Origin of the sequence: Aeromonas sp. S41-2, from assembly GCF_027705845.1 — a bacterium.
Lineage (GTDB): Bacteria > Pseudomonadota > Gammaproteobacteria > Enterobacterales > Aeromonadaceae > Aeromonas > Aeromonas hydrophila.
Genome location: NZ_JAPDCG010000002.1, coordinates 398,486 through 418,412, shown reverse-complemented (window position 1 = coordinate 418,412; position 19,927 = coordinate 398,486). Strand labels below are relative to the sequence as shown.

17 protein-coding genes are annotated in these 19,927 nt (G+C 63.3%); 3 read left to right on the top strand and 14 right to left on the bottom strand.

The genetic code is table 11. The annotated features are described in order from the left end of the window. Window positions 1-24: 24 nt before the first annotated feature. The 4 genes from OKC44_RS06450 to soxR all read right to left on the bottom strand — a co-directional run bounded on the left by OKC44_RS06450 (window position 25) and on the right by soxR (window position 2,600). The gene (locus OKC44_RS06450; protein WP_223952099.1) at window positions 25-798 is read right to left on the bottom strand and encodes an amino acid ABC transporter substrate-binding protein; all 774 of its coding nucleotides are present in this window, start codon (window positions 796-798) and stop codon (window positions 25-27) included. Window positions 799-1,065: 267 nt separating this feature from the next. After that, window positions 1,066-1,476, bottom strand: coding sequence for a nuclear transport factor 2 family protein (locus tag OKC44_RS06445; protein ID WP_016351173.1), 411 nt, complete (start codon window positions 1,474-1,476; stop codon window positions 1,066-1,068). A 9-nt stretch (window positions 1,477-1,485) separates the two neighbouring features. Then, window positions 1,486-2,064 carry an O-methyltransferase gene (locus OKC44_RS06440; protein WP_206818070.1) on the bottom strand — a complete coding sequence of 193 codons (579 nt, stop codon included), beginning with the start codon at window positions 2,062-2,064 and terminating at the stop codon, window positions 1,486-1,488. A 68-nt stretch (window positions 2,065-2,132) separates the two neighbouring features. After that, window positions 2,133-2,600, bottom strand: a complete 468-nt coding sequence (soxR, locus tag OKC44_RS06435; protein WP_270811642.1) for a redox-sensitive transcriptional activator SoxR — start codon at window positions 2,598-2,600, stop codon at window positions 2,133-2,135. A gap of 66 nt (window positions 2,601-2,666) precedes the next feature. On the opposite strand from soxR, the gene OKC44_RS06430 reads away from it, so the two are divergent. After that, the gene (locus OKC44_RS06430) at window positions 2,667-3,662 is read left to right on the top strand and encodes a questin oxidase family protein (RefSeq protein ID WP_270811640.1); all 996 of its coding nucleotides are present in this window, start codon (window positions 2,667-2,669) and stop codon (window positions 3,660-3,662) included. 19 nt (window positions 3,663-3,681) lie between these two features. On the opposite strand, the gene OKC44_RS06425 is transcribed toward OKC44_RS06430, so the two are convergent. The 7 genes from OKC44_RS06425 to OKC44_RS06395 all read right to left on the bottom strand — a co-directional run bounded on the left by OKC44_RS06425 (window position 3,682) and on the right by OKC44_RS06395 (window position 10,875). Continuing rightward, the gene (locus OKC44_RS06425) at window positions 3,682-4,116 is read right to left on the bottom strand and encodes a protease (RefSeq protein WP_162516484.1); all 435 of its coding nucleotides are present in this window, start codon (window positions 4,114-4,116) and stop codon (window positions 3,682-3,684) included. A gap of 64 nt (window positions 4,117-4,180) precedes the next feature. Continuing rightward, complete coding sequence (locus OKC44_RS06420; protein WP_270811636.1) at window positions 4,181-5,224, bottom strand: M35 family metallo-endopeptidase; 1,044 nt, start codon at window positions 5,222-5,224, stop codon at window positions 4,181-4,183. Window positions 5,225-5,493: 269 nt separating this feature from the next. Beyond that, window positions 5,494-6,132 carry a DUF2913 family protein gene (locus OKC44_RS06415; RefSeq protein WP_270811633.1) on the bottom strand — a complete coding sequence of 213 codons (639 nt, stop codon included), beginning with the start codon at window positions 6,130-6,132 and terminating at the stop codon, window positions 5,494-5,496. A 99-nt stretch (window positions 6,133-6,231) separates the two neighbouring features. Continuing rightward, the gene (locus OKC44_RS06410; protein ID WP_016351179.1) at window positions 6,232-7,527 is read right to left on the bottom strand and encodes a DEAD/DEAH box helicase; all 1,296 of its coding nucleotides are present in this window, start codon (window positions 7,525-7,527) and stop codon (window positions 6,232-6,234) included. 251 nt (window positions 7,528-7,778) lie between these two features. After that, a complete protein-coding gene (speG, locus tag OKC44_RS06405) occupies window positions 7,779-8,312 on the bottom strand; it encodes a spermidine N1-acetyltransferase (RefSeq protein ID WP_016351180.1) in 534 nt (177 codons plus the stop codon). A gap of 98 nt (window positions 8,313-8,410) precedes the next feature. Beyond that, window positions 8,411-9,061: a DedA family protein gene (locus OKC44_RS06400; protein WP_045527294.1), complete on the bottom strand. Its 651-nt coding sequence runs from the start codon at window positions 9,059-9,061 to the stop codon at window positions 8,411-8,413. Window positions 9,062-9,291: 230 nt separating this feature from the next. Then, entirely contained in the window at window positions 9,292-10,875 is a 1,584-nt protein-coding gene (locus tag OKC44_RS06395; protein WP_049045544.1) for a CHASE4 domain-containing protein, read from the bottom strand. A gap of 221 nt (window positions 10,876-11,096) precedes the next feature. On the opposite strand from OKC44_RS06395, the gene OKC44_RS06390 reads away from it, so the two are divergent. Continuing rightward, the gene (locus OKC44_RS06390) at window positions 11,097-12,053 is read left to right on the top strand and encodes a hypothetical protein (protein ID WP_101616793.1); all 957 of its coding nucleotides are present in this window, start codon (window positions 11,097-11,099) and stop codon (window positions 12,051-12,053) included. 224 nt (window positions 12,054-12,277) lie between these two features. Continuing rightward, window positions 12,278-13,141: a nuclease-related domain-containing protein gene (locus OKC44_RS06385; protein ID WP_270812137.1), complete on the top strand. Its 864-nt coding sequence runs from the start codon at window positions 12,278-12,280 to the stop codon at window positions 13,139-13,141. A 45-nt stretch (window positions 13,142-13,186) separates the two neighbouring features. On the opposite strand, the gene OKC44_RS06380 is transcribed toward OKC44_RS06385, so the two are convergent. From OKC44_RS06380 to carB, 3 genes are all read right to left on the bottom strand, one after another. Then, window positions 13,187-14,440: a DUF1615 domain-containing protein gene (locus OKC44_RS06380; protein ID WP_442865703.1), complete on the bottom strand. Its 1,254-nt coding sequence runs from the start codon at window positions 14,438-14,440 to the stop codon at window positions 13,187-13,189. Window positions 14,441-14,532: 92 nt separating this feature from the next. Next, window positions 14,533-16,191 carry a 2-isopropylmalate synthase gene (leuA, locus tag OKC44_RS06375; protein ID WP_270811627.1) on the bottom strand — a complete coding sequence of 553 codons (1,659 nt, stop codon included), beginning with the start codon at window positions 16,189-16,191 and terminating at the stop codon, window positions 14,533-14,535. 485 nt (window positions 16,192-16,676) lie between these two features. After that, window positions 16,677-19,913 carry a carbamoyl-phosphate synthase large subunit gene (carB, locus tag OKC44_RS06370; protein WP_270811625.1) on the bottom strand — a complete coding sequence of 1,079 codons (3,237 nt, stop codon included), beginning with the start codon at window positions 19,911-19,913 and terminating at the stop codon, window positions 16,677-16,679. Between the last annotated feature and the right edge of the window lie 14 nt (window positions 19,914-19,927).

Here is a 19,927-nt window from a genome sequence, read left to right as displayed (position 1 = left end):
AGTTGTTATTATGTTGCCCCGATATTATTGCGAGACGTCGGTGCCGAAATATTTCTGCGATATTTTCTGATATGCGCCATCCTGCTTGGCATTGCGCAGCGCCTGATTGATGGCAGCCAGCAACTCGGGTTGTCCCTTGGCGAGCAGGGCCCCCGATTGATCCCCCTTGGCCTCGGTGGCCGCCACCTTCAACTTGGCGTCCGGCTTCTGTTTCTTGAAGTCGAGGAAAGAGAGGCTGTCGTTGAGGGTGGCATCTACCCGCCCGGTCAACACCAGTTCAAGGGACTGGTTGAATCCCTCGGTGGCCACCACCTCGGCGCCCGATGCTTTCGCCAGCTGGGCGAAGTTGCTGGTCAGCGACTGGGAGGATTTCTTGCCCTTCAGATCCGCAAAACTCTTGATGCTGTGGTTGTCGCTGTGCACCACGATCACCGCCTTGGAGGTGATGTAGGGGTCTGAAAAGTCATATTTTTTCAGCCGCTCCGGGGTGATGGCCACTTCGTTGAGCACCAGATCGTAGCGTTTGGCATCCACCCCGGCGATGAGCCCGTCCCACTTGCCTTCGACGAACTGCGGCTTCACCCCGAGACCGCGAGCGATCAGTTCGCCAATCTCAACGTCAAAACCCACCAGCTTGCCGCTCTTGCCGTGATAGGTGAAGGGAGGATAGGCCCCTTCGGTGCCGATCTTGATCACCCCGGCCCGCTGGATCTCGGCCAGGCTTGATTGTGCCTGTACCGAGGTCATCAGTGCCAGCGGAAGTGCCGCCATTAAAAACAGGGAGTGCCGTTTTTTCATTATTCACCTCGTTATATTTATGAACATCCAGAACGCTTTCCAACCACCACAAAATAAAATCAGCCGGTTATCATGTTTAAATTAATTATCGGCAGAGATAACTTTCATAATGCTTGCCGGCGGTATGGATGAAACATAACGTGGCTCATGGCATGACCCAACCATGAAATACGGGGATATTTAGCGAAATAATGGATAACGAAAAAATAGTGGCCGGACTGGCCGAGGAATAGCCCCGCTGGCGGCGCTCCGCCAGCGGAAACCATGTCAGGCGGGTTGCGACTCCCGCGGGATGCTGGTGACCCAGTGACGACGCCAGTGCGGCGCCTCGTAGAGATCGGGCCAGAATTCGGTCTGATGGCAGATGGTATTGCCACGCACCGTGTGGAAGGTGATGGCACGCGCCTCGACTTCCCCGTCGGTGATCACCACTTCGGTCACCACCTCCCGCCCCTGCTCCAGCAGGCGGACGACGTCGAAATTCCAGGGCCCGGCCGCCGGGTAGCGTCGATTGATCTCGACGAAGTTGGCCCGTCCCTCGATCCGCTCCCCCGACTGGGGCCAGTCACAGAGGAAGTCATCGCTCAGCCACCTGGAGGCCTTGACGAAATCGTTGCTCTGCATGGCCTGCCAATAGGCCTCCACCACTGCTTTTGGTTCCATGGTCTTGTTTTCCATGCCTTTCCCCTACAACCGCACCACCAGCCACTCCCCCTTGCCCACCGGCACCAGCGAGGTCGCAAAGGCCGGATCCTGCTCCACCTCTGCCATCCACTCGGCCAGCTCCTCGCGATGGGAGATGGCATTGTCCACCACCAGCAGACCGCGGGGGGCCAGCAGGCGCTGGATCTCGGGCCACCAGGCCTGGTAGTGCTGGCGATCGGAGTCGAGGAAGATGAGCGGGTAAGCGGCCGTCGGCAAGGTGGGCAGCAGCGTACCGGCTTCCCCTGCCAACTGCTCAATCCAGGGTTCAAGCCCGGCCCGCTGAAAGTTGGCGGCCGCCATGGTCCGTTTGCCCTCGTCCAGCTCGATGGTGGTGACCCGACCTCCCAACCGTTTGACTGCCTCGGCCAGCCAGAGAGTGGAGTAACCGTTGGAGGTGCCGATCTCCAGCACCGCATCGGCCCCCCTCGTCTGTACCAGCACCGCCAGCAGCTCGCCGGTATCGCGGGTAATGTTGAGCATCTTGCTGCCACGGGACTGTTGCGCGCCGTCATTCTGCTCGCCAAACAGCTCCAACTCCCGTTTCAGTTGTTCCAGTGCCATGTCTCCTCCTTGACGGTGTAAACGAGTCGGCCCGGTGCATGGCATGGCTGGACCGCCCCTCATGTTCATCATGTTGCTGTCGGCCCGCTCGGTGCCGTATCCCCCAGCAGGTAGCGGGGACCCTCGCCCTGCCCGGCGGCCTGATCATCCGGATTGTAAAGTGCGCAGTGCTCCAGCGAGAGGCAACCGCAACCAATGCAGGCGCCAAGCTTCTCCTTGAGCTGCTGCAGAGCCGTGATGCGCCGATCGAGCAGGCTCTGCCACTGGCCGGCAATGCCGTCCCAGTCGCGGCGATCCGGGGTGCGCCCCTCGGGCAGGCCGGCCAGGGCCTCCCCTATCTCGCCCAGGCTCAACCCCATGCCCTGCGCCACCCGGATGAAGGCGATGCGGCGCAGCACATCCTGCGGATAGAGCCGCTGGCCCCCCTCGCTGCGCACGCTGCCAATCAGCCCCTTCTGCTCGTAGAAGCGCAGGGCGCTGGCCTTGACGCCCGAGCGTTTGGCTATCTGGCCGATGGCCAGCCATTTGCGTTCCATCGCCACGCTTGACCTCAAGTTAGCTTTAACTTGCACAATCCTGTCTCCCCTTATGAAAGGAGTCAAATGATTATGCATCATCTTCATCATCTGCTCGATGCCAATCGAGCCTTTGCCCTCAACGGACGCGACACCACCAACCACTGCCCGATGGCATTGCACGCCCTGCACGAGATGGGCGCCAATCCCCGCCAGCTGCAGCAGTTCTTCGAACACTGGCAGGCCAACCATGCCCTGCCGGGGGGTGAACAACAGCAGGGGGATGAGGAGGAGCTGCAGTTTGTCCGGCTGCGTCAGCAGTTGGCAACACGGCTGGGCGACGAGGGGGGGCTGCCCACCTTTGCCAGCCTGCTGGAGCAGGGTCTTTCACCGGCCGGCGGCGCCTTCCATCCACTGATCCGCTTTGCCTGCGCGCTGGAAAATGGCCATCAGGGAGAGCAGGCCGCCGCACTGGCCGCCTGGCAGTGCAGACCCTTGCGGGTGCCGGCCGGGCAGCGGGCGCCGGTGCAGGATATCGACGCTCTGCTGAGCGCGCTGGCCCGGCAGTGGGAAGGCGCATGCTGGCAAGGCGAGTGGATCACCGAGCGACTGCGGCAGGTGACGGATGCGCCGACCTGGGCGGCCGGATTGCCGAGCGGGGTATCATCATCGGATCTGCTGGTGCAGCTGGCCGATGCGGCCCTCGCCCTCTACTGGCAGACCAGCAATTTTACCGTGCTGCACATGGTGACCGGCAGTCGCGCCGCCGCCATCGTCGCCCGCCACCTGCCCGCGCCATGGCAAGCGCGCTGGCAGACTTTGATGTGGCAGGCAGTGGCGGCCGCCTATGTCACGGTCGGCGCGCCGTCACTGCAGACGCCGGTCTGGCCCGATACCGGCAAGCTGTCGTGGCAAAAGGTGCTGGCCAGGGCAGTGGCGAGCCTCGATGATCATGTGATCAAGCTGGTGCATTGCTGCTGGCGAGAGGGGCTCGCCAGGCCTTTGCTGGCAGACCGTTATCTGGCGGTGGCCGCCCGCGCGGCAGGGCTGCTGGCGCCTCTCACCGGGCCGGATGCCATCTAGGTAGTACGCAGGGGCTGCCCTAGGAGGCGGGCAGCCGGGTGAAGTGAATGACGGGGCAGCGGGGAGCCACGCCCCGGGTCAGGGTCAGCGGCTGGGCGTGGTAGCTCAGTTGGTAGCGGCCGGGGTGGGAGAGATCGTAGACCAGGGTCAGATCCGCGTCGGCCTGGCTCTGCTGACCGGCCCCCAGCAAGAAGAAATCCTCGGCGCCCGGGTTGCCCCGCTTGGCCAGCGGGCCCTTGTAGGGTATCGGCCGATCATCGAGGGTGAGATCGATGGCATCGGCAAACCAGCCTTCGAACGGTGTGAACCAGCTCAGCACCTCGAGCGGCCCCTCCCCCCGATTGGTCAGGGTCATCACCAGCGGCAGCGGCTCGTTGACCCGGCTTTGTGCCTTGACCGACAGATCGCACTGCAGGGGGGCCAGCGCCAGGGTGGTGAGCAAGAGTGTCATCATGGTCGCTCCTTCCTATGACAAACGGCATGGACAAGAAGGGGCCTTGCGGCCCCCGGTCGGCAAATCAGTTTTCGCTCGGCGTATTCTCGGCGAAGTACTCGTGGTTGTCGGCGTTGTTGAGCGCCTTGACCGGATCCGTCTTCGCCAGGTTGCGGGCATTGACCTGACCGTAACCCAGATCGTCGGTGCCCGCCACCACGTTGAAGTGGCTCAACTCGTGGACGATGGTGCCGGCACGGGAATCGGTCCCGCTGACCGGTGCGGTCCAGAAGCTCTTGCAGAGGTAGACCTTGTAGGGCTGATCCGGATAGACATAGGCAAAGTAGCTCTGCTTGCAACCGCAGTCGAAGGTGAGCGGCTTGTTGTCGATGGCATCCTTGATCTTGCTGAAGTGGGTCTCGGCCTGATCCCAGCGCGATGCATCATAGGCGCCAAACCAGCTGCGATAACGCTGGCCTTCCGGCTTGTCTACCGCCAGGTAGCTGCTGGAGTTGTTGGTGATGCCGCTGGCCGCATCGAGCGCCGCCAGGATGTCGCTCTTCTGGGTGTTGGTGCAGCGGCCGCTGAAGCTGACCGAGGCGGTCACCGCCTGCGGCTCGGCCAGGGGGGCCGCCTTGGCCAGCACCCGCTCGTCACTCACTCCGTCCACCCACAGGGTCACCACATTGGATTCGCTCGTCTGGGCCTGCTTGGCCTTGGCGGCTTTCGCCTCTTGCGGCAACGTCGGCAGCAGGTAGCGGATGCTGTACTGGCCCTGGGCACTCATGTCGTAGAGACCGGAGACCTCGGCCTGCACCGTCAGGCTCTGGCCGGCCTTGAGCAGCTGGAAGTCCTTGTCGGTCGGGGCTGCCCGCTTGATCAGGGCCCCCTCGTAGCTGACCGGCTGGCCGTCTCGCTCCACCACGAACAGGGGGGCATCTTCGCTGCCCGGCAGTTGCCATTTGAGCAGGCGAACCGGCTTGTCCCCGCTGTTGGTCAGGGTCAGGTTGACGCGCACGTCGTCACTGTTGCCATCCACCAGGGTGAGCTGGGCGTCGAGCCCTGCGGCGCAGAGCGGGGAGGCCAGCACGCCGGCCAGCAACAGGGCAATGGGAGTCGCTTTCATCATGTTTCCTCATTCATTGAGTGTCGCCTTGTCAGGCGGTTTGCTTCCTTCAAGGCCCTCTTTGGGGCCCACTCACCCTAGAGCAGTTTTTTTCTGCGACCATCCCACCATATGGGGGACGCCCCCCAGGATAGGGGGAATGCCAGATACCCCCGCTTGCTGCGACAAGAGTCGCGCCGCCCTCCCCCTTTCTCATGCCTGCCACCCCGCCCCGCGCCCATAAAAAACCCCGGCACTGGGCCGGGGTCTCAGACAAATGAAGCAGACCCAGCTCACGGGCCTACCAGCAGCGCCAGTGCTGGCTGCGCGTTGCCCGGCACCAGCCGGTAAGCCTTGTGGTGCTTGACCAGGGTGGTTTTCTTGTTGCCCTGGCTCAGCAGCAGGCGGTGGGCAAAGGCCGCCCGTGCCAGCCGGGCCTCGTCGCCGCGCACATAGAGGGTGAGCGGCTTCACCAGCTCGCCGGCCTCGATGTAGCCCTGATACTCGCTGGCGCTGATGATGAGGCTCGGCTGACCGCCCGATTGCAGGCGCAGCTTGGCACTCACCTCGCTGTCGGTAATCACTAGCCAACCCTCGGCCGCGAGCTCGGCCAACAGAGCGGCCAACCGGCTGCCGAGCCCGGTCGGCTCGGCCATGGCCCGCTCATACTGGCCCATGATCCGCTCAAGCAGCCCCTTGAGATCGGCGCCGGCCCCCAGGGTGCGGCCAAGCTGCACCCAATCCTTCAAATCCTCCATCACCAGTCGGGAGAAGCGCTTCTCCTTGAGGGAGTCGGCCATCCAGGTGCAGAGAAAATGGCTCTCTTGCGCCGGGGTACGCTTGCCAGCCTTCTGCTCCGCAGTGCGGGCCAGTTCGGCCAGACTCTGGCTGGCCATCTCGAACAGGGCCTGATTGTAGGTAGGAGCGGTCATAAGCAATCCTTGAGTTGACTACCAGGGGTCAACACCGATGACAGAGATGGCAAAGGCGCCAGTGGCGCCTTTGCGGTTCAATAGAGCGGCCTGCGCGCCTTATTTCGGCTGGCGCGGCTTCTTGGCGGCAGCCAGACGCTTGAGGCGCTGGCCCTGCAGCTTGGCCTCGGCCATGGCCTGGGCGGCGGCGTTGTCTTCCCGCTGCGGGCGCTTGCCGAAGCGGCGACGCTCCTGCAACTGCTTGATCAGCTCGTCGCGGCTGCTCACCTCGTAGCCCGGCACCATGATGCGGCGGATCTTCTGGCCGATCAGCGCCTCGATCTCCAGCAGGGTGCGCTCTTCTTCACGGCTGACGAAGGAGATGGCCATGCCGCTCTTGCCGGCGCGGCCGGTACGGCCGATGCGGTGCACGTAGTCTTCTGCCAGGAACGGCAGATCATAGTTGACCACGTATTCAAGATCCGGGATGTCCAGGCCACGGGCGGCCACTTCGGTGGCCACCAGCACCCGCAGCTTGCCTTCGGTGAACTCGCGCAGGGCGCGGCGACGGCTGCCCTGAGCCTTGTCCCCGTGCACCACGGCGGACTTGATGCCGTCGAGGTTCAGCTCGGCCACCAGCTCGTCGCAGCTCTCGCGGGTACTGGCAAACACCAGCACCTGCGGCCAGTTCTGCTTGCCGATGAGCTCGGAGAGCAGCTCGCGCTTGCGCTTCTGCTCCACCGGATAGACGGTGTGGCTGACGGTATCGGCGGTGGAGTTCTGCTTGTTGACGCTCACTATCTGAGGCTTGTCCAGCATCAGGTTGGCCAGCTTCTTCACCGCCTCGGAGAAGGTGGCGGAGAACAGCAGGTTCTGACGGGTCTTGTTGACCGCTTGCAGGATCTGCTGCACATCGGCACTGAAGCCCATGTCGAGGATACGGTCCGCTTCGTCCAGCACCAGGCACTCGACACCGGAGAGACTCAGGTTGCAGGCGGTGAGGTGCTCCAGCAGCCGGCCCGGGGTCGCCACTATGATGTGAGCGCCTGCTTTCAGTTTTCTGGCCTGCACATCCTGCTTGCCACCGCCGTAGATGGTGAGGGTGGTGATATCCAGATGCTTGGCGAAGTCATTGATGTTGCTCGCCACCTGGGCCGCCAGCTCGCGGGTCGGGGTCAGGATCAGCACCCGGGCGTTGGACGGCTGCACCGGCGCCGGATTGTCCACCAGCCGCTGCAGGATGGGCAGGGCAAAGGCGGCGGTCTTGCCGGTACCGGTCTGGGCGCTGGCCAGCACGTCACGACCACGGCGAATGGCCGGGATCGCCTGCTGCTGCACAGGGGTCATCTCCTGATAACCGCACTCTGAGATGGCGCGCAAAATCTCGGGGGCAAAATCGAACGATTCAAATCTCATAATGGGTTCCTGTGTTCCAGCTGGACTGTGGCTGGCTTGGTTAGCTCGGCATGAGCGAAAAGTCGGTGCAGACCACCGACGGCTGTGCCTGACATCAAGTCAGAGAGTGGCCGGAAAATGGCGGGCGCGAAGTGTAACAGATAGATGGCGCAAATTCTGCCTCAAATACGCGCCCTTTTCATGGGGCCAGAGCTGCCTGGCTGGCAAGGCGAACACGCCCCGCCAGCAGCCCTTCATATCCGTGCGGGAGTTCAACCACCTCGACCATTCTGGGCCAGGAAGTCTCTTTGGAACAGGCACATGCGAATGGCAGTGCGGTATTGGCCATCGATGAAGAACTCCTCTTTGAGCTCCCCCTCCGGCTCGAAGCCCAGCTCCTGATAGATGTGGATCGCCCGGGCGTTGTCCCGATCGACGATGAGATAGAGCTTGTGCAGGTTGAGCACGTTGAAGCCGTATTTCATTGCCTTCAAGGTGGCGGTCTTGGCATAGCCCTTCCCCTGATGGGCGGGGGCGATGATGATCTGGAATTCGGCGCGGCGATGGATGCTGCGGATGTCCACCAGCTCCACCAGCCCCACGTTGTCCCCCGCCACCTCGAGGATGAAACGGCGCTCGTGCTGGTCGTGGATGTGCTTGTCATAGAGCTGGGCCAGTTCCATGTACGCCTCGTAAGGCTCCTCGAACCAGTAGCGCATGATGCTGGCGTTGTTGTTGAGTTGATGGACGAACTTGAGATCCTCGCGCTCGAGGGGGCGAAGGGTCAAGGTGTCGTGGGATGACATAAGGTACCTGCTTGCAGCGTGAAGGGGCGCCGGCCAGCGAGGGGCGCGGCGCCATGAAGAATGAGAGCAACAGATGGCGGGGCCCCTGCCCCGGCCGGTCAGCGAATGCGGTTGGTCGGGCGCTTGAGCAGCCGGATGGCGATGGCGGCCATGGCGATGACGAACAGACCGAGGGAGGTCACCAGCAGGCACTTGGTCAGCAGCTCGTGATACTGGGCGAACAGCGGGGCCGCCATCACCGCCTTGCCCACCAGGCTCAGCACCAGCGCCCAGAGGAAGGCGCTGGCAAAACTGGCGATCATCACCCGCGGCAGGTGCAGCCGCGAGACCCCCATCAGCATGGGCGTCAGCACCCGCACGAAGGGCACGAAACGGGAGGAGAACATGGCCCAGAAGCCGTAGTTGTGCAGCAGGCGGGAGGCCCGTGGCAGGCTGCCGTCCGGGATCATCCGCTCCACGTGGCCCATGAAGGCGGTGCCGTGCAGCGCCTGCCCCTGCACATAGGCAATCAGGCTGCCCAGCCCCGCCGCCAGCGGCATGTAGAGCAGCGTCACCTCGGGGCCGAGCACCCCCATTCCCACCAGCCCGCCGGCCAGCAGCACCAGGCTGTCGCCGGGCAGGGGCAGAAACACGAAACTCGATTCGAGAAAAAGGATCACCACCAGGCAGGTGACGAGCAGGCCCACCGCCTGCATCTGGATCAATTGGTCAAAGTCCTGTTGCCATATGGCAAGCAGCATGTCCTGCATCTGGTGACTCCCATCAACTTCGTGAGCATCCATCCTGGGCGGCCTGACGGCCTCCGGTGCGGCAGACCCTCCCTGTCGCCAACCCCTTTTCTCCCTGAGGGTGGCCCGTTATACACCCGGCCAAGTGAACAAGAAATTAATACAGGTCATGGATAGGGGAGATAATCGGCCAGGGCCAGCAAAAAAATCGGGCCCGCTCCGGCTGGAGAGGCCCAGACAGCAAAACAGTGTCAACTGCGCTTGAGGCGCTGCAACTTGGTGAGGGTGAGCAGGGTCTGGGCCGAGAGATCGCACACCGACAGCACGAAGGCGAGTTCGTCGGGATGCCATACCTCGCTCAGCCTGGCCCGCTCGGCGATGATGAAGCCGAGCAGCTCATCTCCCTGCTTGAGGGGGGCCATCAAGATGGTGCCGGAGAGCCCCTCCAGCCCGAGCTGGGCCAGCATGGCACCAAAGCGCGTCAGATCGTAGGGCTCGCGCAGGATGAGGCAGGGCTCATGCTCGGGTTTGGAGACCTCGTAGCGCCCCTGGATCAAGGCATAGGGCAGGTGAAAGCCCTGCTGGTGATGGAGCTTAGGCAAAAAGAACAGATCCTGGCAGTACATGCTCTGCTTGTCTTCGGCACTGAACCAGACGCTGGCCCGCGCCGCGCCGGTGCCGGAGCAGATCGCCTCGTTGATGTGGCGCGCCGCCTGGCCCGGATCCTCGCCGCTCAGCAGATCGCTCTTGGCCAGATGAATGAGGGCACCGTGCTGCAGTTTCTGGCGGGCTTCGCTGTCGAGCTGGCGCTGACGCAGGCTGTCCAGATGATCGAGCATCCGATTGCAATCGATGGCCACCTGGGAGATCTCGTCGTTGCCCTCCACCAGCAGCCGGCGCACCGCGCCGTCGTCGCCGATGAGCCGCAGATTGGCGCTCAGCCGCTGCAGACGGGCGGCGATATAGCCGTTGAGGATCAGCAGCACCAGAGCCCCGAACAGCAAGGTCCCCAGGCTCAGCAGCCAGAAGATGTGGCGCTCGATGGCCTTGCCCTCCAGCATCAGATCCCGTGGCAGGGTAAAGCGAAAGATGAGGGGGGAGTCCTCCTGCAGGGTATCGATCTGGGCCAGAGTGAGCAGTCGCTCCTCCTGCGGCAGGATCAGGCTGTCGTTGGCCCTGAGCCGGGCCAGGGTGGTGACCCCCAGGCTGGTGGCCAGCTGCTGCGGGCTCAAAAAGGAGAGCGAAAGATTGGTGCGCTTTTGCAGCTGATGGACCAGCCGGGTGGTGAAGGCCTTGAGCAGCAGCAGGGTGCCGCGACTCGGCCCCTCCCCCTCGCTGGTCAGGATCTGGGTGGCGGCCAGCAGGTAGTAACGCTCGCCGTCAAACCAGATGCCGGCATTGGGCTTGAGGCTGCCGTAGCGCACCAGATAATCGGTCAGAGGCGCCAGCTGGGCCGGGGTCTGTGTCACCAGCTGGCCGCCATGATAGGCAAACGCCGCCTGCGGCTGCTTGTCGGCATCATAGAGGGCCACCAGATCCACCCCCAGGGTCTCGAAGGTGCGCACGTTGAGATTGGCCGCCAGATAGGCGGGATCGCGGCTCACCATGTAGGCGTAGGTCTCGTCCCACTCGGACCAGTCCTGCCCCAGCATGGTGAGCTGACCAAGTTCGGCCTGCACCACGGCCCGGACCCGCTCGCGGTTGCGCTCCACGCTCATGCGCTCCAGCTCGCCAAACTTGTTGCCGACCACATAATGAAGGCCGACATAGCCGACCCCCAGCAACAGCAGCAGCGTCAGCACTATGGTCAGCGTAATCTTGCGGCTGATCTTCATCTTTACCCACACTCCCGGACAGGTGACCCATTGAGTTTAATGGATTTTGCCTCTGCGCCTGTTCCTTGCGCGAAAAAGCTCGCCAGGGCGACCAACCTGCACTGCCATGGGGTGAATGGGTACAAATGGCGTCATCCGGCTCACGGTGGGGCTGCCAAGCGAGCAAATAATCGCTACAGTGTAACCGTGCCTCATCGGAAGAGGCTTCACGGGATCCCGGCATGTTCACACCTCTCCCCCTTCCACTGCGCCCCGCTCTGCTGCTTGGCCTGCTGTGCAGCTGCCAGGCCATGGCCGACGACGACTCGCGGGTGCAACAGCGCGCCAACGCCGTGGTGTCGCTGATGACCTTCACCGTGGTGCCCGACATCACCGCCAGCAACATCAACATCGGCAGTGGCACCAATCAATCCTCGGCCCTCAACATGACCCAGATCGGCGGCGGCGCCACCATGAGCGAAAGCGTCCCGATTTATCTGGAAGGAACCCTGGGATTCAGCCGCTACGATCCCCAGTTCGTGGTCAGCAACGGCAGCGAGAGCCGCACCGTTCCCACCAAGTGGAACAGCCTGACCGCCACCGGCGGGATCGGTTGGGACATAGGGCTGCACCGGGACAGCCACGGCGGCAACTGGGTGCTGCGCCCCATCGGCAACGTCACCCTCGGCACGGTGGCAAGCGATCTGCGCATCGGCAACTGGCTGCTGGGCCAGTACACCGGCAAGAACCTCGATTTTCTCGATGGTGGCCGACTCGACGTCTACGGCCTTGGTGGCGCCATGATGCTGGACTACGAGCTGTTTTCCCCCGGCCAGGACATCGACGCCGAGCTGCGTTACTCCTATCAGCACCTGCAGAGCTTTGGCGGCACCGCCGCCAGCGTGACCGGCCAGGCCAACGCCGAAAACCTCGGCCTCTATCTGCGCCGGCGCGCCCCCATCGGCAATCTGACGCTACTGGGCAAACCCGTGCGCTACGTGATGGAGGGAGCCCGCACCGAATACCTGGGCAAGCAGCGCGGCCTGCTCGGCTTCAATTCCCTCAACTCCCTCGGCCTCGGGGTGGAGCTCGACAGCAGCAAGTACGATATCTTCGTCACCCGTACCCGGCTGGTGGCCCGCTATATGTTCAGCCACAACACCAGCGGCTACGGCGTCGGGCTGGCGATGAGCTTCTAGGCCACTCCCTGCGGCTGCTTCCCTCTCTGGCGTTGGCACAATAAAGAGTGATGCGCCACTCAGTTGGTGCAAGCCGTCACACATTCCCTCTGGTCAACTCGCTACAGTAGTTCACTTCGGCACCCCATTTTCCGGATGGCACCAATCTGTGGTGCCACACCAGGCTCACGCCAATCAGAGTGCCCCGTCGCCAGGGAGAGGTATCGGGAGCGAGGAGAGATGACATGGACGTTACCGCCCTGATGGCCGTTCTGCTGAACCAGCTCTGGTTTCTGCTGCCACTGCTGTTGCTGGCCACCATCGCCAAGAGCCCCTGGTTCAAGGGCATGATCGGGGAGTGGCAGCTCAATCTCAGCATCCGGCTCTTTCTCGATCGGCAGGAATATCATCTGCTGAGCAATGTCACTTTGCCGCTCGAGCAGGGCAGCACCCAGATCGATCAGGTGCTCGTCTCCCGCTTCGGGGTATTCGTGATAGAAACCAAAAACATGAAGGGGTGGATCTTCGGCGATCCCAGACACAAGCGCTGGACCCAGCAGCTGTTTCGACGCAGGCACGGCTTTCAAAACCCGCTGCATCAAAACTATCTGCACCTGATGACCCTCAAATCCCTGCTGGGGCTGGCGGATCATCAGTTGCATTCCATCGTCTATTTTATTGGCGACTGCACCTTCAAGACCCCCATGCCGGAGAACGTCATGCGTCGCGGACTGGTCAGCTATATCAAGAGCAAGACCACTCCCGTCTTGAGCACCGCCGACGTCGATCGGATTGTCGACACCATTCAGCAAGGCCGCTTGACCGCCAGTTGGCAAACCCACCGGCAGCATGTCACTCAGCTCAAGGCTCGTCATGCCAGCGCATCCGCCAACCATGTTTCCACCCGCGCACCTGTCAGGCAACCCGTTGCAAACCCACCTTCACAAAGCGTATCGCCACCGGACAATCCCCCCCCGATCTGCCCCAGATGTGGCAGCACCATGGTATTGCGCACCGCAACTCGGGGGGAGAACAAGGGCAATCAGTTTTGGGGATGCAGTGGATTTCCAAAATGTAGAGGCATTTTGCAGGGGAATTCATCCACTTAACGACATAAAACAAAGGCGGCCTATTGGCCGCCTTTGTTATGGCAGTTACAGCGACCCCAGCCGCTTCAGGCAGGTTTGCTGGCGCCACTGCACCCGCTTGGCAAACCAGGCGGTGGTGAGGTTGCGGGTGATCTTGGGGCTCTTGAGCGAGATGCCCGGCAGCACGGCGCGGGGCAGCCGGCTGCCTGCCTTGCGGTCGGCCAGCACGAAGACCCTGTGGTAGAGATCGCTTTGGGCAAACTCGCTGGTGTCGCCGAGCTTCAGGCTCTGGTGGATGGCCTGCTGGCTCATGCTGAGCTGGCCAGCGATGGTATGAACCGCGAGCTCGGTCTTGCCCGGCAGCTCGGAGTCGTAGCGAATGAGATCCCCATCCAGCGCCAGCGGCTTGCCGCTCAACCGGCTCACCGCCGCCTGGAAGGCGGCGTTGCGGCTGGCATACCAGCCGGCATTGAAGTCGGCATAGCGGTAGAGGTGATCCGGATACTGGGCCGGGTAGTTGAGCAGGTGGCGGGTGCCGAACCAGATACCGCCACGGCGACTGAACACCTCGTGGCGAATGGACTCCTTGATCGGGTAGGGATAGCCGTCGGTGTTGGCCTCGGCAAAGGCGATGCTCACCTGCATGGGGCCGCCGGTGCGTACCGGATTCATGTTGCCGAACAGGGTCTTGCCCATGGGCACCTCCCCTATCATGTCCTCGAAGATCTCGCTCATCTCCCGCTCGGTGCGCAACTTGTCGATGCGCTCGGCGTAAGTTTTGCCGGTGGGCGAGTTGATGGAAAGCGCGGTGCGCACCACGAACTCGGGGATCAGCAGCTTGCCGGCGCGGGCGTTGATCTCCTTCCAGGCGATCTTGCCAAGGCCCGGCACCACGGGGTCGGCCTGAAAGGTGGACTCCTGCTCCGCCACCGCCAGCACGGAGCAGACGTTCTCGTCGGTCACCGCCAGCTCCTGTTTGGCGAGGGCGGTGACGATATCCTGGGCCCAGCCGTTGCGATCCACGGTGCGGGCCGGCAGCAGCCGCACGATGCGTGACTGCATGCTGGCGGGCGCCCGGGGGACCTGGGCCTTGGGCAGCGGAGCGGGTCTTGCGATGGCCGGCCCGGTGACGGCGGCGCTGCCAGGCTTGCTGGCATCGCCCTGACTGACGGGTTCACTGGCACAGGCGGCCAGCAGCAAGGTGGCCAGCAGCGGGGCCAGATAATGACGACAGACGATGAGATGAGACATGAATACTTCCCGGTGGATGAGGCGTCCCGGCCCCCGCAAAGGGTATCCGGACGCAGACAGGCAGGGCATTGTAGAGGATTGGGACGGGGAGCTGAAGCCATCAATGACAAGGGCCCCCGCCTGCATGGCGAGGGCCCCCAAGGGTCGAGGCGGCGCCGGGATCAGGCGCTCTGGCGCAGCGCCTCTATCTGGGCGGCGCCATTGATCACCGCCTGCAGGGAGGCGCTGACCACGTCGCGGCCGATGGCTACCCCGCAGGTGCGGGTCCCATCCACGCTCAGCAGCACGTAGGCGGCGGCGCGGGACTCGGTACCGGCGCTTAAGGCATGCTCGGAGTAGTCCAGCACGTCGATGTGCATCCCGGTCTGGCGCTGCCAGCCGTTGACCAGCGCCGTGATGGCCCCCTCCCCTTCACCACTCAATTGCAGCGAGCCGCTCGGGGTCTGCAGCTCGAGGCGCAGGCTCTCCTGGCTGTCGCGACCGAGCTGGAAGCGACCGATGCGATAGCCGTGGGCGGGTTCGAGATAGTGGCGCTCGAACAGGGTGCGGATCTGCTCCGGGCTTACCTCGCTGCTGCAAGCCTCAGCCTCGGCCTGTACCCGGCGACTGAAGTCAATTTGCAGCCAGCGCGGCAGTTGCAGGCCAAGGTCGCGCTCCAGCAGGTAGGTGACCCCGCCCTTGCCGGACTGGCTGTTGATGCGGATCACCGCCTCGTAGCTGCGGCCGAGATCGGCAGGATCGATGGGCAGGTAAGCCACGTCCCAGTAGTGATCCGGCTTCTCCGCCGCCAGCGATTTGCGGATGGCATCCTGGTGGCTGCCGGAAAACGCCGTGTAGACCAGCTCGCCGGCATAGGGGTGACGCGGGTGCAGGGCAATCTGGGTACAGGCCCCCACGGTGGCAACGATGGCATCCATGTCCGCCAGGTTGAGTTCGGGGTCGATCCCCTGGCTGTAGAGGTTCATGGCCATGGTGACGATGTCCATGTTGCCGGTGCGCTCGCCGTTGCCGAGCAGGGTGCCCTCGATGCGATCAGCCCCCGCCAGCACCGCCAGCTCGGCGGCGGCCACCCCGCAGCCCCGATCGTTGTGGGTGTGAATGGAGATGCTCACCTCGGGGCGCGCCTTGAGGTTGCGGCAGAACCACTCCACCTGATCGGCAAACACGTTGGGGGTGCTCACCTCCACGGTGGCGGGCAGGTTCAGGATCATCGGGCGGGCAGCCGGCCGCCACTGGTCGATCACCGCGTCACACACCTCGACGGCGAACTCCACCTCGGTGCTGCTGAAGCTCTCCGGCGAGTACTGAAAACTCCACTCGGTGCCCGGATTGCGGGCCGCGTACTCGCGCACCCAGCACGCCCCCTGCACGGCGATGGCCTTGACCCCTTCGCGCCCTGAGTTGAACACATAGTTGCGCTGGGTCGGGTTGACCGAGTTGTAGACATGGACGATGGCGCGCTTCACGCCCTTGAGGGCCTCGAAGGTGCGGGCAATCAGATCTTCACGTGCCTGCACCAGCACCTGGATGGTGACGTCGTCCGGAATGAGGTTGCGGTCGATAAGCTCGCGCACGAAGTCGAAATCGGGCTGGGAGGCGGCCGGAAAGCCCACCTCGATGTGCTTGAAGCCGATGTGCACCATCAGCGCCCACATCTGCAGCTTCTGCGCCACCGTCATCGGCTCGACCAGCGCCTGGTTGCCGTCGCGCAGATCCACGGCGCACCAGAGCGGCGCCCGCTCCAGCACCCGGTTGGGCCACTGGCGATCCGCCAGATTGATGACGGGGGCACGGCGATATTTGCGATGATCGAAGCTCATATTCTGATTCCCTTGGCAGATGTCCTGGCGGTACGGCTGGGCTGATTGACGGGGACAAGGAGGGGAAGCGGGTTGGCGCGGTAACGCTGGCCCTGGCCGGTCGTGTTGCGGTAGCCCCACGCCCGGTTTCCTGTGGCCCCTTCCGGTAAGAGGGGGCCGGCCGCACAACCCGATAAGGCTGCGGGCCCGATCTGCTCGCCCCTGCGTTGGCAGGCGCAGACGACCTGGGTCGATAAATCCTGTGACGAGAAACCAGTATAGAGAGGCGACGCGGGCGAGAGATTGCAAAGAACGCTGTTAAATACATCTATTGCGCAATCATTGCGACACTTTCTGCTTCACGGTGGCGAATATCACCCAGAGCCTGTTGTTCGGTGACACCCGTTGCCATCACGGCCCAACCTGTTTGCCAATAAAAAACCCCGCCATCGCTGGCGGGGTTTTATCGGGTCACAAAGGAGGCATTCCTCCTTCATCACGCGGTCTTAGCGGCTTTTCAGCTGGCTTTCGACCTTCTGGTGCAGCTCCTGCACCGAGTTAACGTTGGCGGTGGCATCCACGCTGATGGCCATGCAGGTGGCAAAGGCGGCGTGCAGCGTGGTGGTGTAGGCCACCTTGTGCTGCAGGGCGCCGCGACGCAGCTGCTTGGAATCCTGGATGGCCTGGCGACCCTCGGCGGTGTTGACGATGTAGGTGTACTCGCCATTCTTGATGCGATCCAGAATGTGCGGGCGCCCCTCGTGCACCTTGTTGACCAGGCGCGGGTTGATGCTCGCCTCGCCCAAGGTCACGGCGGTGCCGTGAGTGGCGTCGAGGTCATAGCCCAGCTCCAGCAGCTTGGCGGCCAGGTTCACCACCCGCTCCTTGTCGCTGTGGCGAACGGAGAGCAAGGCACGCCCTTCACGCGGCACCTGGTGACCGGCACCCAGCTGCGCCTTGGCATAGGCCTCGGCAAAGCTGCTGCCCACGCCCATCACTTCACCGGTGGAGCGCATCTCTGGCCCCAGCAGCGGATCCACGCCCGGGAACTTGGCGAACGGCAGTACCACTTCCTTCACCGAGTAGTAGGGCGGGATGATTTCAGTGGTAAAGCCCTGTTCCTTCAGGCTCTGACCGGCCATCACGCGGGCGGCAATCTTGGCCAGCGGCGCACCGGTGGCCTTGGAGACGAACGGCACGGTACGGGCGGCGCGCGGGTTCACCTCGATGAGGTAGATCTCGTTGTCTTTCACCGCGAACTGCACGTTCATCAGACCGACCACGCCAAGCTCCAGCGCCAGTTTGCGCACCTGCTCGCGCATCTCGTCCTGAATGGCCTTGGACAAGGTGTAGGGCGGCAGGGAACAGGCGGAGTCACCGGAGTGGATGCCGGCCTGTTCGATGTGCTCCATGATGCCGCCGATGACCACATCCACGCCGTCGCAGATGGCGTCCACATCCACCTCGGTGGCGTCGTCCAGGAAGCGGTCCAGCAGTACCGGCGACTCGTTGGAGACGCTCACCGCCTCGGCGAAGTAGCGGCGCAGGTCCTGCTCGTCATAGACGATCTCCATGGCGCGGCCACCCAGCACGTAGGAGGGGCGCACCACCAGCGGGTAGGTAATGCGATCGGCGGTCAACACCGCCTGCTCCAGCGCGGTGACGGTGCCGTTCTCCGGCTGCTTGAGGCCGAGGCGCTCGACGGCAGACTGGAAGCGCTCGCGATCTTCGGCGCGGTCGATGGCATCCGGGCTGGTACCGATGACCGGCACGCCGTTCGCTTCCAGTGCACGGGCCAGCTTGAGCGGAGTCTGGCCGCCGTACTGGACGATGACGCCCTTGGGCTGCTCGACGCGCACGATTTCCAGCACGTCTTCCAGGGTAACCGGTTCGAAGTAGAGACGGTCGGAGGTGTCGTAGTCGGTGGAGACGGTCTCCGGGTTGCAGTTGACCATGATGGTCTCGTAACCGTCTTCGCGCAGGGCCAGCGCCGCGTGTACGCAGCAGTAGTCAAACTCGATGCCCTGACCGATGCGGTTCGGGCCGCCACCGATGACCATGATCTTGTCGCGGTTGGTGGGGTTGGCCTCGCACTCCTCGTCATAGCTGGAGTACATGTAGGCGGTGTTGGTGGCGAACTCGGCGGCGCAGGTATCGACCCGCTTGTAGACCGGGAAGATGTTGTGACGGGCACGCAGCTTGCGCACTTCCCCTTCTGCCACGCCGAGGATCTTGGCCAGACGGGCGTCGGCAAAGCCCTTGCGCTTGAGGGCGCGCAGGAAGTCGGCATCCAGACCGGCCATGCCGCGCTCTTTCACCTGCTCTTCGAGTTTGACCAGCTCTTCAATCTGTACCAGGAACCAGGGGTCAATCTTGGTCAGCTTGAACACACCGTCCATGGAGAGACCGGCGCGGAAGGCGTCGGCGATGTAGAAGATACGCTCGGCGCCGGCATCCTGCAGCTCGTGGCGAATGCGGGTCAGGGAGTCAGGAGCGTTCAGGTCAACCATGGGGTCGAAGCCGGTCTTGCCGGTCTCGAGGCCACGCAGCGCCTTGTGCAGGGACTCCTGGAAGTTGCGGCCGATGGCCATCACTTCGCCGACGGACTTCATCTGGGTGGTCAGACGGTCGTTGGCGCCGGCGAACTTCTCGAAGTTGAAGCGCGGCACCTTGGTGACCACGTAGTCGATGGCCGGCTCGAAGGAGGCCGGGGTGCGACCACCGGTGATGTCGTTCATCAGCTCGTCCAGGGTGTAACCGATGGCGAGCTTGGCGGCGATCTTGGCGATGGGGAAGCCGGTCGCCTTGGAGGCCAGCGCAGAGGAGCGCGACACCCGCGGGTTCATCTCGATGATGACCATGCGGCCATCTTTCGGGTTGATGCCGAACTGGACGTTGGAGCCACCGGTCTCGACGCCGATCTCGCGCAGCACCGCCATGGAGGCGTTGCGCATCAGCTGGTACTCCTTGTCGGTCAGCGTCTGGGCTGGCGCGACCGTGATGGAGTCACCGGTGTGGATGCCCATGGGGTCGAAGTTCTCGATGGCGCAGACGATGATGCAGTTGTCGTTGCGATCCCGTACCACCTCCATCTCGTACTCTTTCCAGCCGATCAGCGACTCGTCGATGAGCAGCTCCTTGGTCGGCGACAGGTCCAGACCGCGCTCGCAGATCTCGACGAACTCTTCCGGGTTGTAGGCGATGCCGCCGCCGGAGCCGCCCATGGTAAAGGAGGGACGGATGATGCAGGGGAAACCCACCATCTGTTGCACGCCCCAGGCCTCTTCCATGTTGTGGGCGATGCCGGCGCGCGGGCACTCCAGGCCAATGCTGCGCATCGCCTTGTCAAAGCGGGAGCGGTCTTCTGCCTTGTCGATGGCATCGGCAGTGGCGCCGATCATTTCCACACCGAACTCGGCCAGCACGCCGTGCTTTTCCAGATCCAGCGCGCAGTTGAGTGCGGTCTGGCCACCCATGGTGGGCAGGATGGCGTCCGGGCGCTCTTTCTTGATGATCTCGCGCACCACTTCCCAGGTGATGGGCTCGATGTAGGTGGCGTCGGCCATCTCCGGGTCGGTCATGATGGTGGCCGGGTTGGAGTTCACCAGAATGACGCGGTAGCCCTCCTCGCGCAGGGCCTTGCAGGCCTGGGCGCCGGAGTAGTCGAATTCGCAGGCCTGGCCGATGACGATGGGGCCGGCGCCGAGGATCAGGATGCTCTGTAGGTCGTTACGTTTTGGCATGGCTTCTCTTTTCC

Coding starts and splice junctions, on each gene's coding strand:
- leuA (WP_270811627.1), bottom strand. CDS start 16,191: ATGAGCTTCGATCATCGCAAATATCGCCGTGCCCCCGTCATCAATCTG.
- OKC44_RS06445 (WP_016351173.1), bottom strand. CDS start 1,476: ATGGAAAACAAGACCATGGAACCAAAAGCAGTGGTGGAGGCCTATTGG.
- OKC44_RS06450 (WP_223952099.1), bottom strand. CDS start 798: ATGAAAAAACGGCACTCCCTGTTTTTAATGGCGGCACTTCCGCTGGCA.
- OKC44_RS06410 (WP_016351179.1), bottom strand. CDS start 7,527: ATGAGATTTGAATCGTTCGATTTTGCCCCCGAGATTTTGCGCGCCATC.
- soxR (WP_270811642.1), bottom strand. CDS start 2,600: ATGGAACGCAAATGGCTGGCCATCGGCCAGATAGCCAAACGCTCGGGC.
- OKC44_RS06440 (WP_206818070.1), bottom strand. CDS start 2,064: ATGGCACTGGAACAACTGAAACGGGAGTTGGAGCTGTTTGGCGAGCAG.
- OKC44_RS06380 (WP_442865703.1), bottom strand. CDS start 14,440: ATGCCCTGCCTGTCTGCGTCCGGATACCCTTTGCGGGGGCCGGGACGC.
- OKC44_RS06395 (WP_049045544.1), bottom strand. CDS start 10,875: ATGAAGATCAGCCGCAAGATTACGCTGACCATAGTGCTGACGCTGCTG.
- OKC44_RS06400 (WP_045527294.1), bottom strand. CDS start 9,061: ATGCAGGACATGCTGCTTGCCATATGGCAACAGGACTTTGACCAATTG.
- OKC44_RS06420 (WP_270811636.1), bottom strand. CDS start 5,224: ATGATGAAAGCGACTCCCATTGCCCTGTTGCTGGCCGGCGTGCTGGCC.
- OKC44_RS06430 (WP_270811640.1), top strand. CDS start 2,667: ATGATTATGCATCATCTTCATCATCTGCTCGATGCCAATCGAGCCTTT.
- speG (WP_016351180.1), bottom strand. CDS start 8,312: ATGTCATCCCACGACACCTTGACCCTTCGCCCCCTCGAGCGCGAGGAT.
- OKC44_RS06390 (WP_101616793.1), top strand. CDS start 11,097: ATGTTCACACCTCTCCCCCTTCCACTGCGCCCCGCTCTGCTGCTTGGC.
- OKC44_RS06415 (WP_270811633.1), bottom strand. CDS start 6,132: ATGACCGCTCCTACCTACAATCAGGCCCTGTTCGAGATGGCCAGCCAG.
- OKC44_RS06385 (WP_270812137.1), top strand. CDS start 12,278: ATGGACGTTACCGCCCTGATGGCCGTTCTGCTGAACCAGCTCTGGTTT.
- carB (WP_270811625.1), bottom strand. CDS start 19,913: ATGCCAAAACGTAACGACCTACAGAGCATCCTGATCCTCGGCGCCGGC.
- OKC44_RS06425 (WP_162516484.1), bottom strand. CDS start 4,116: ATGATGACACTCTTGCTCACCACCCTGGCGCTGGCCCCCCTGCAGTGC.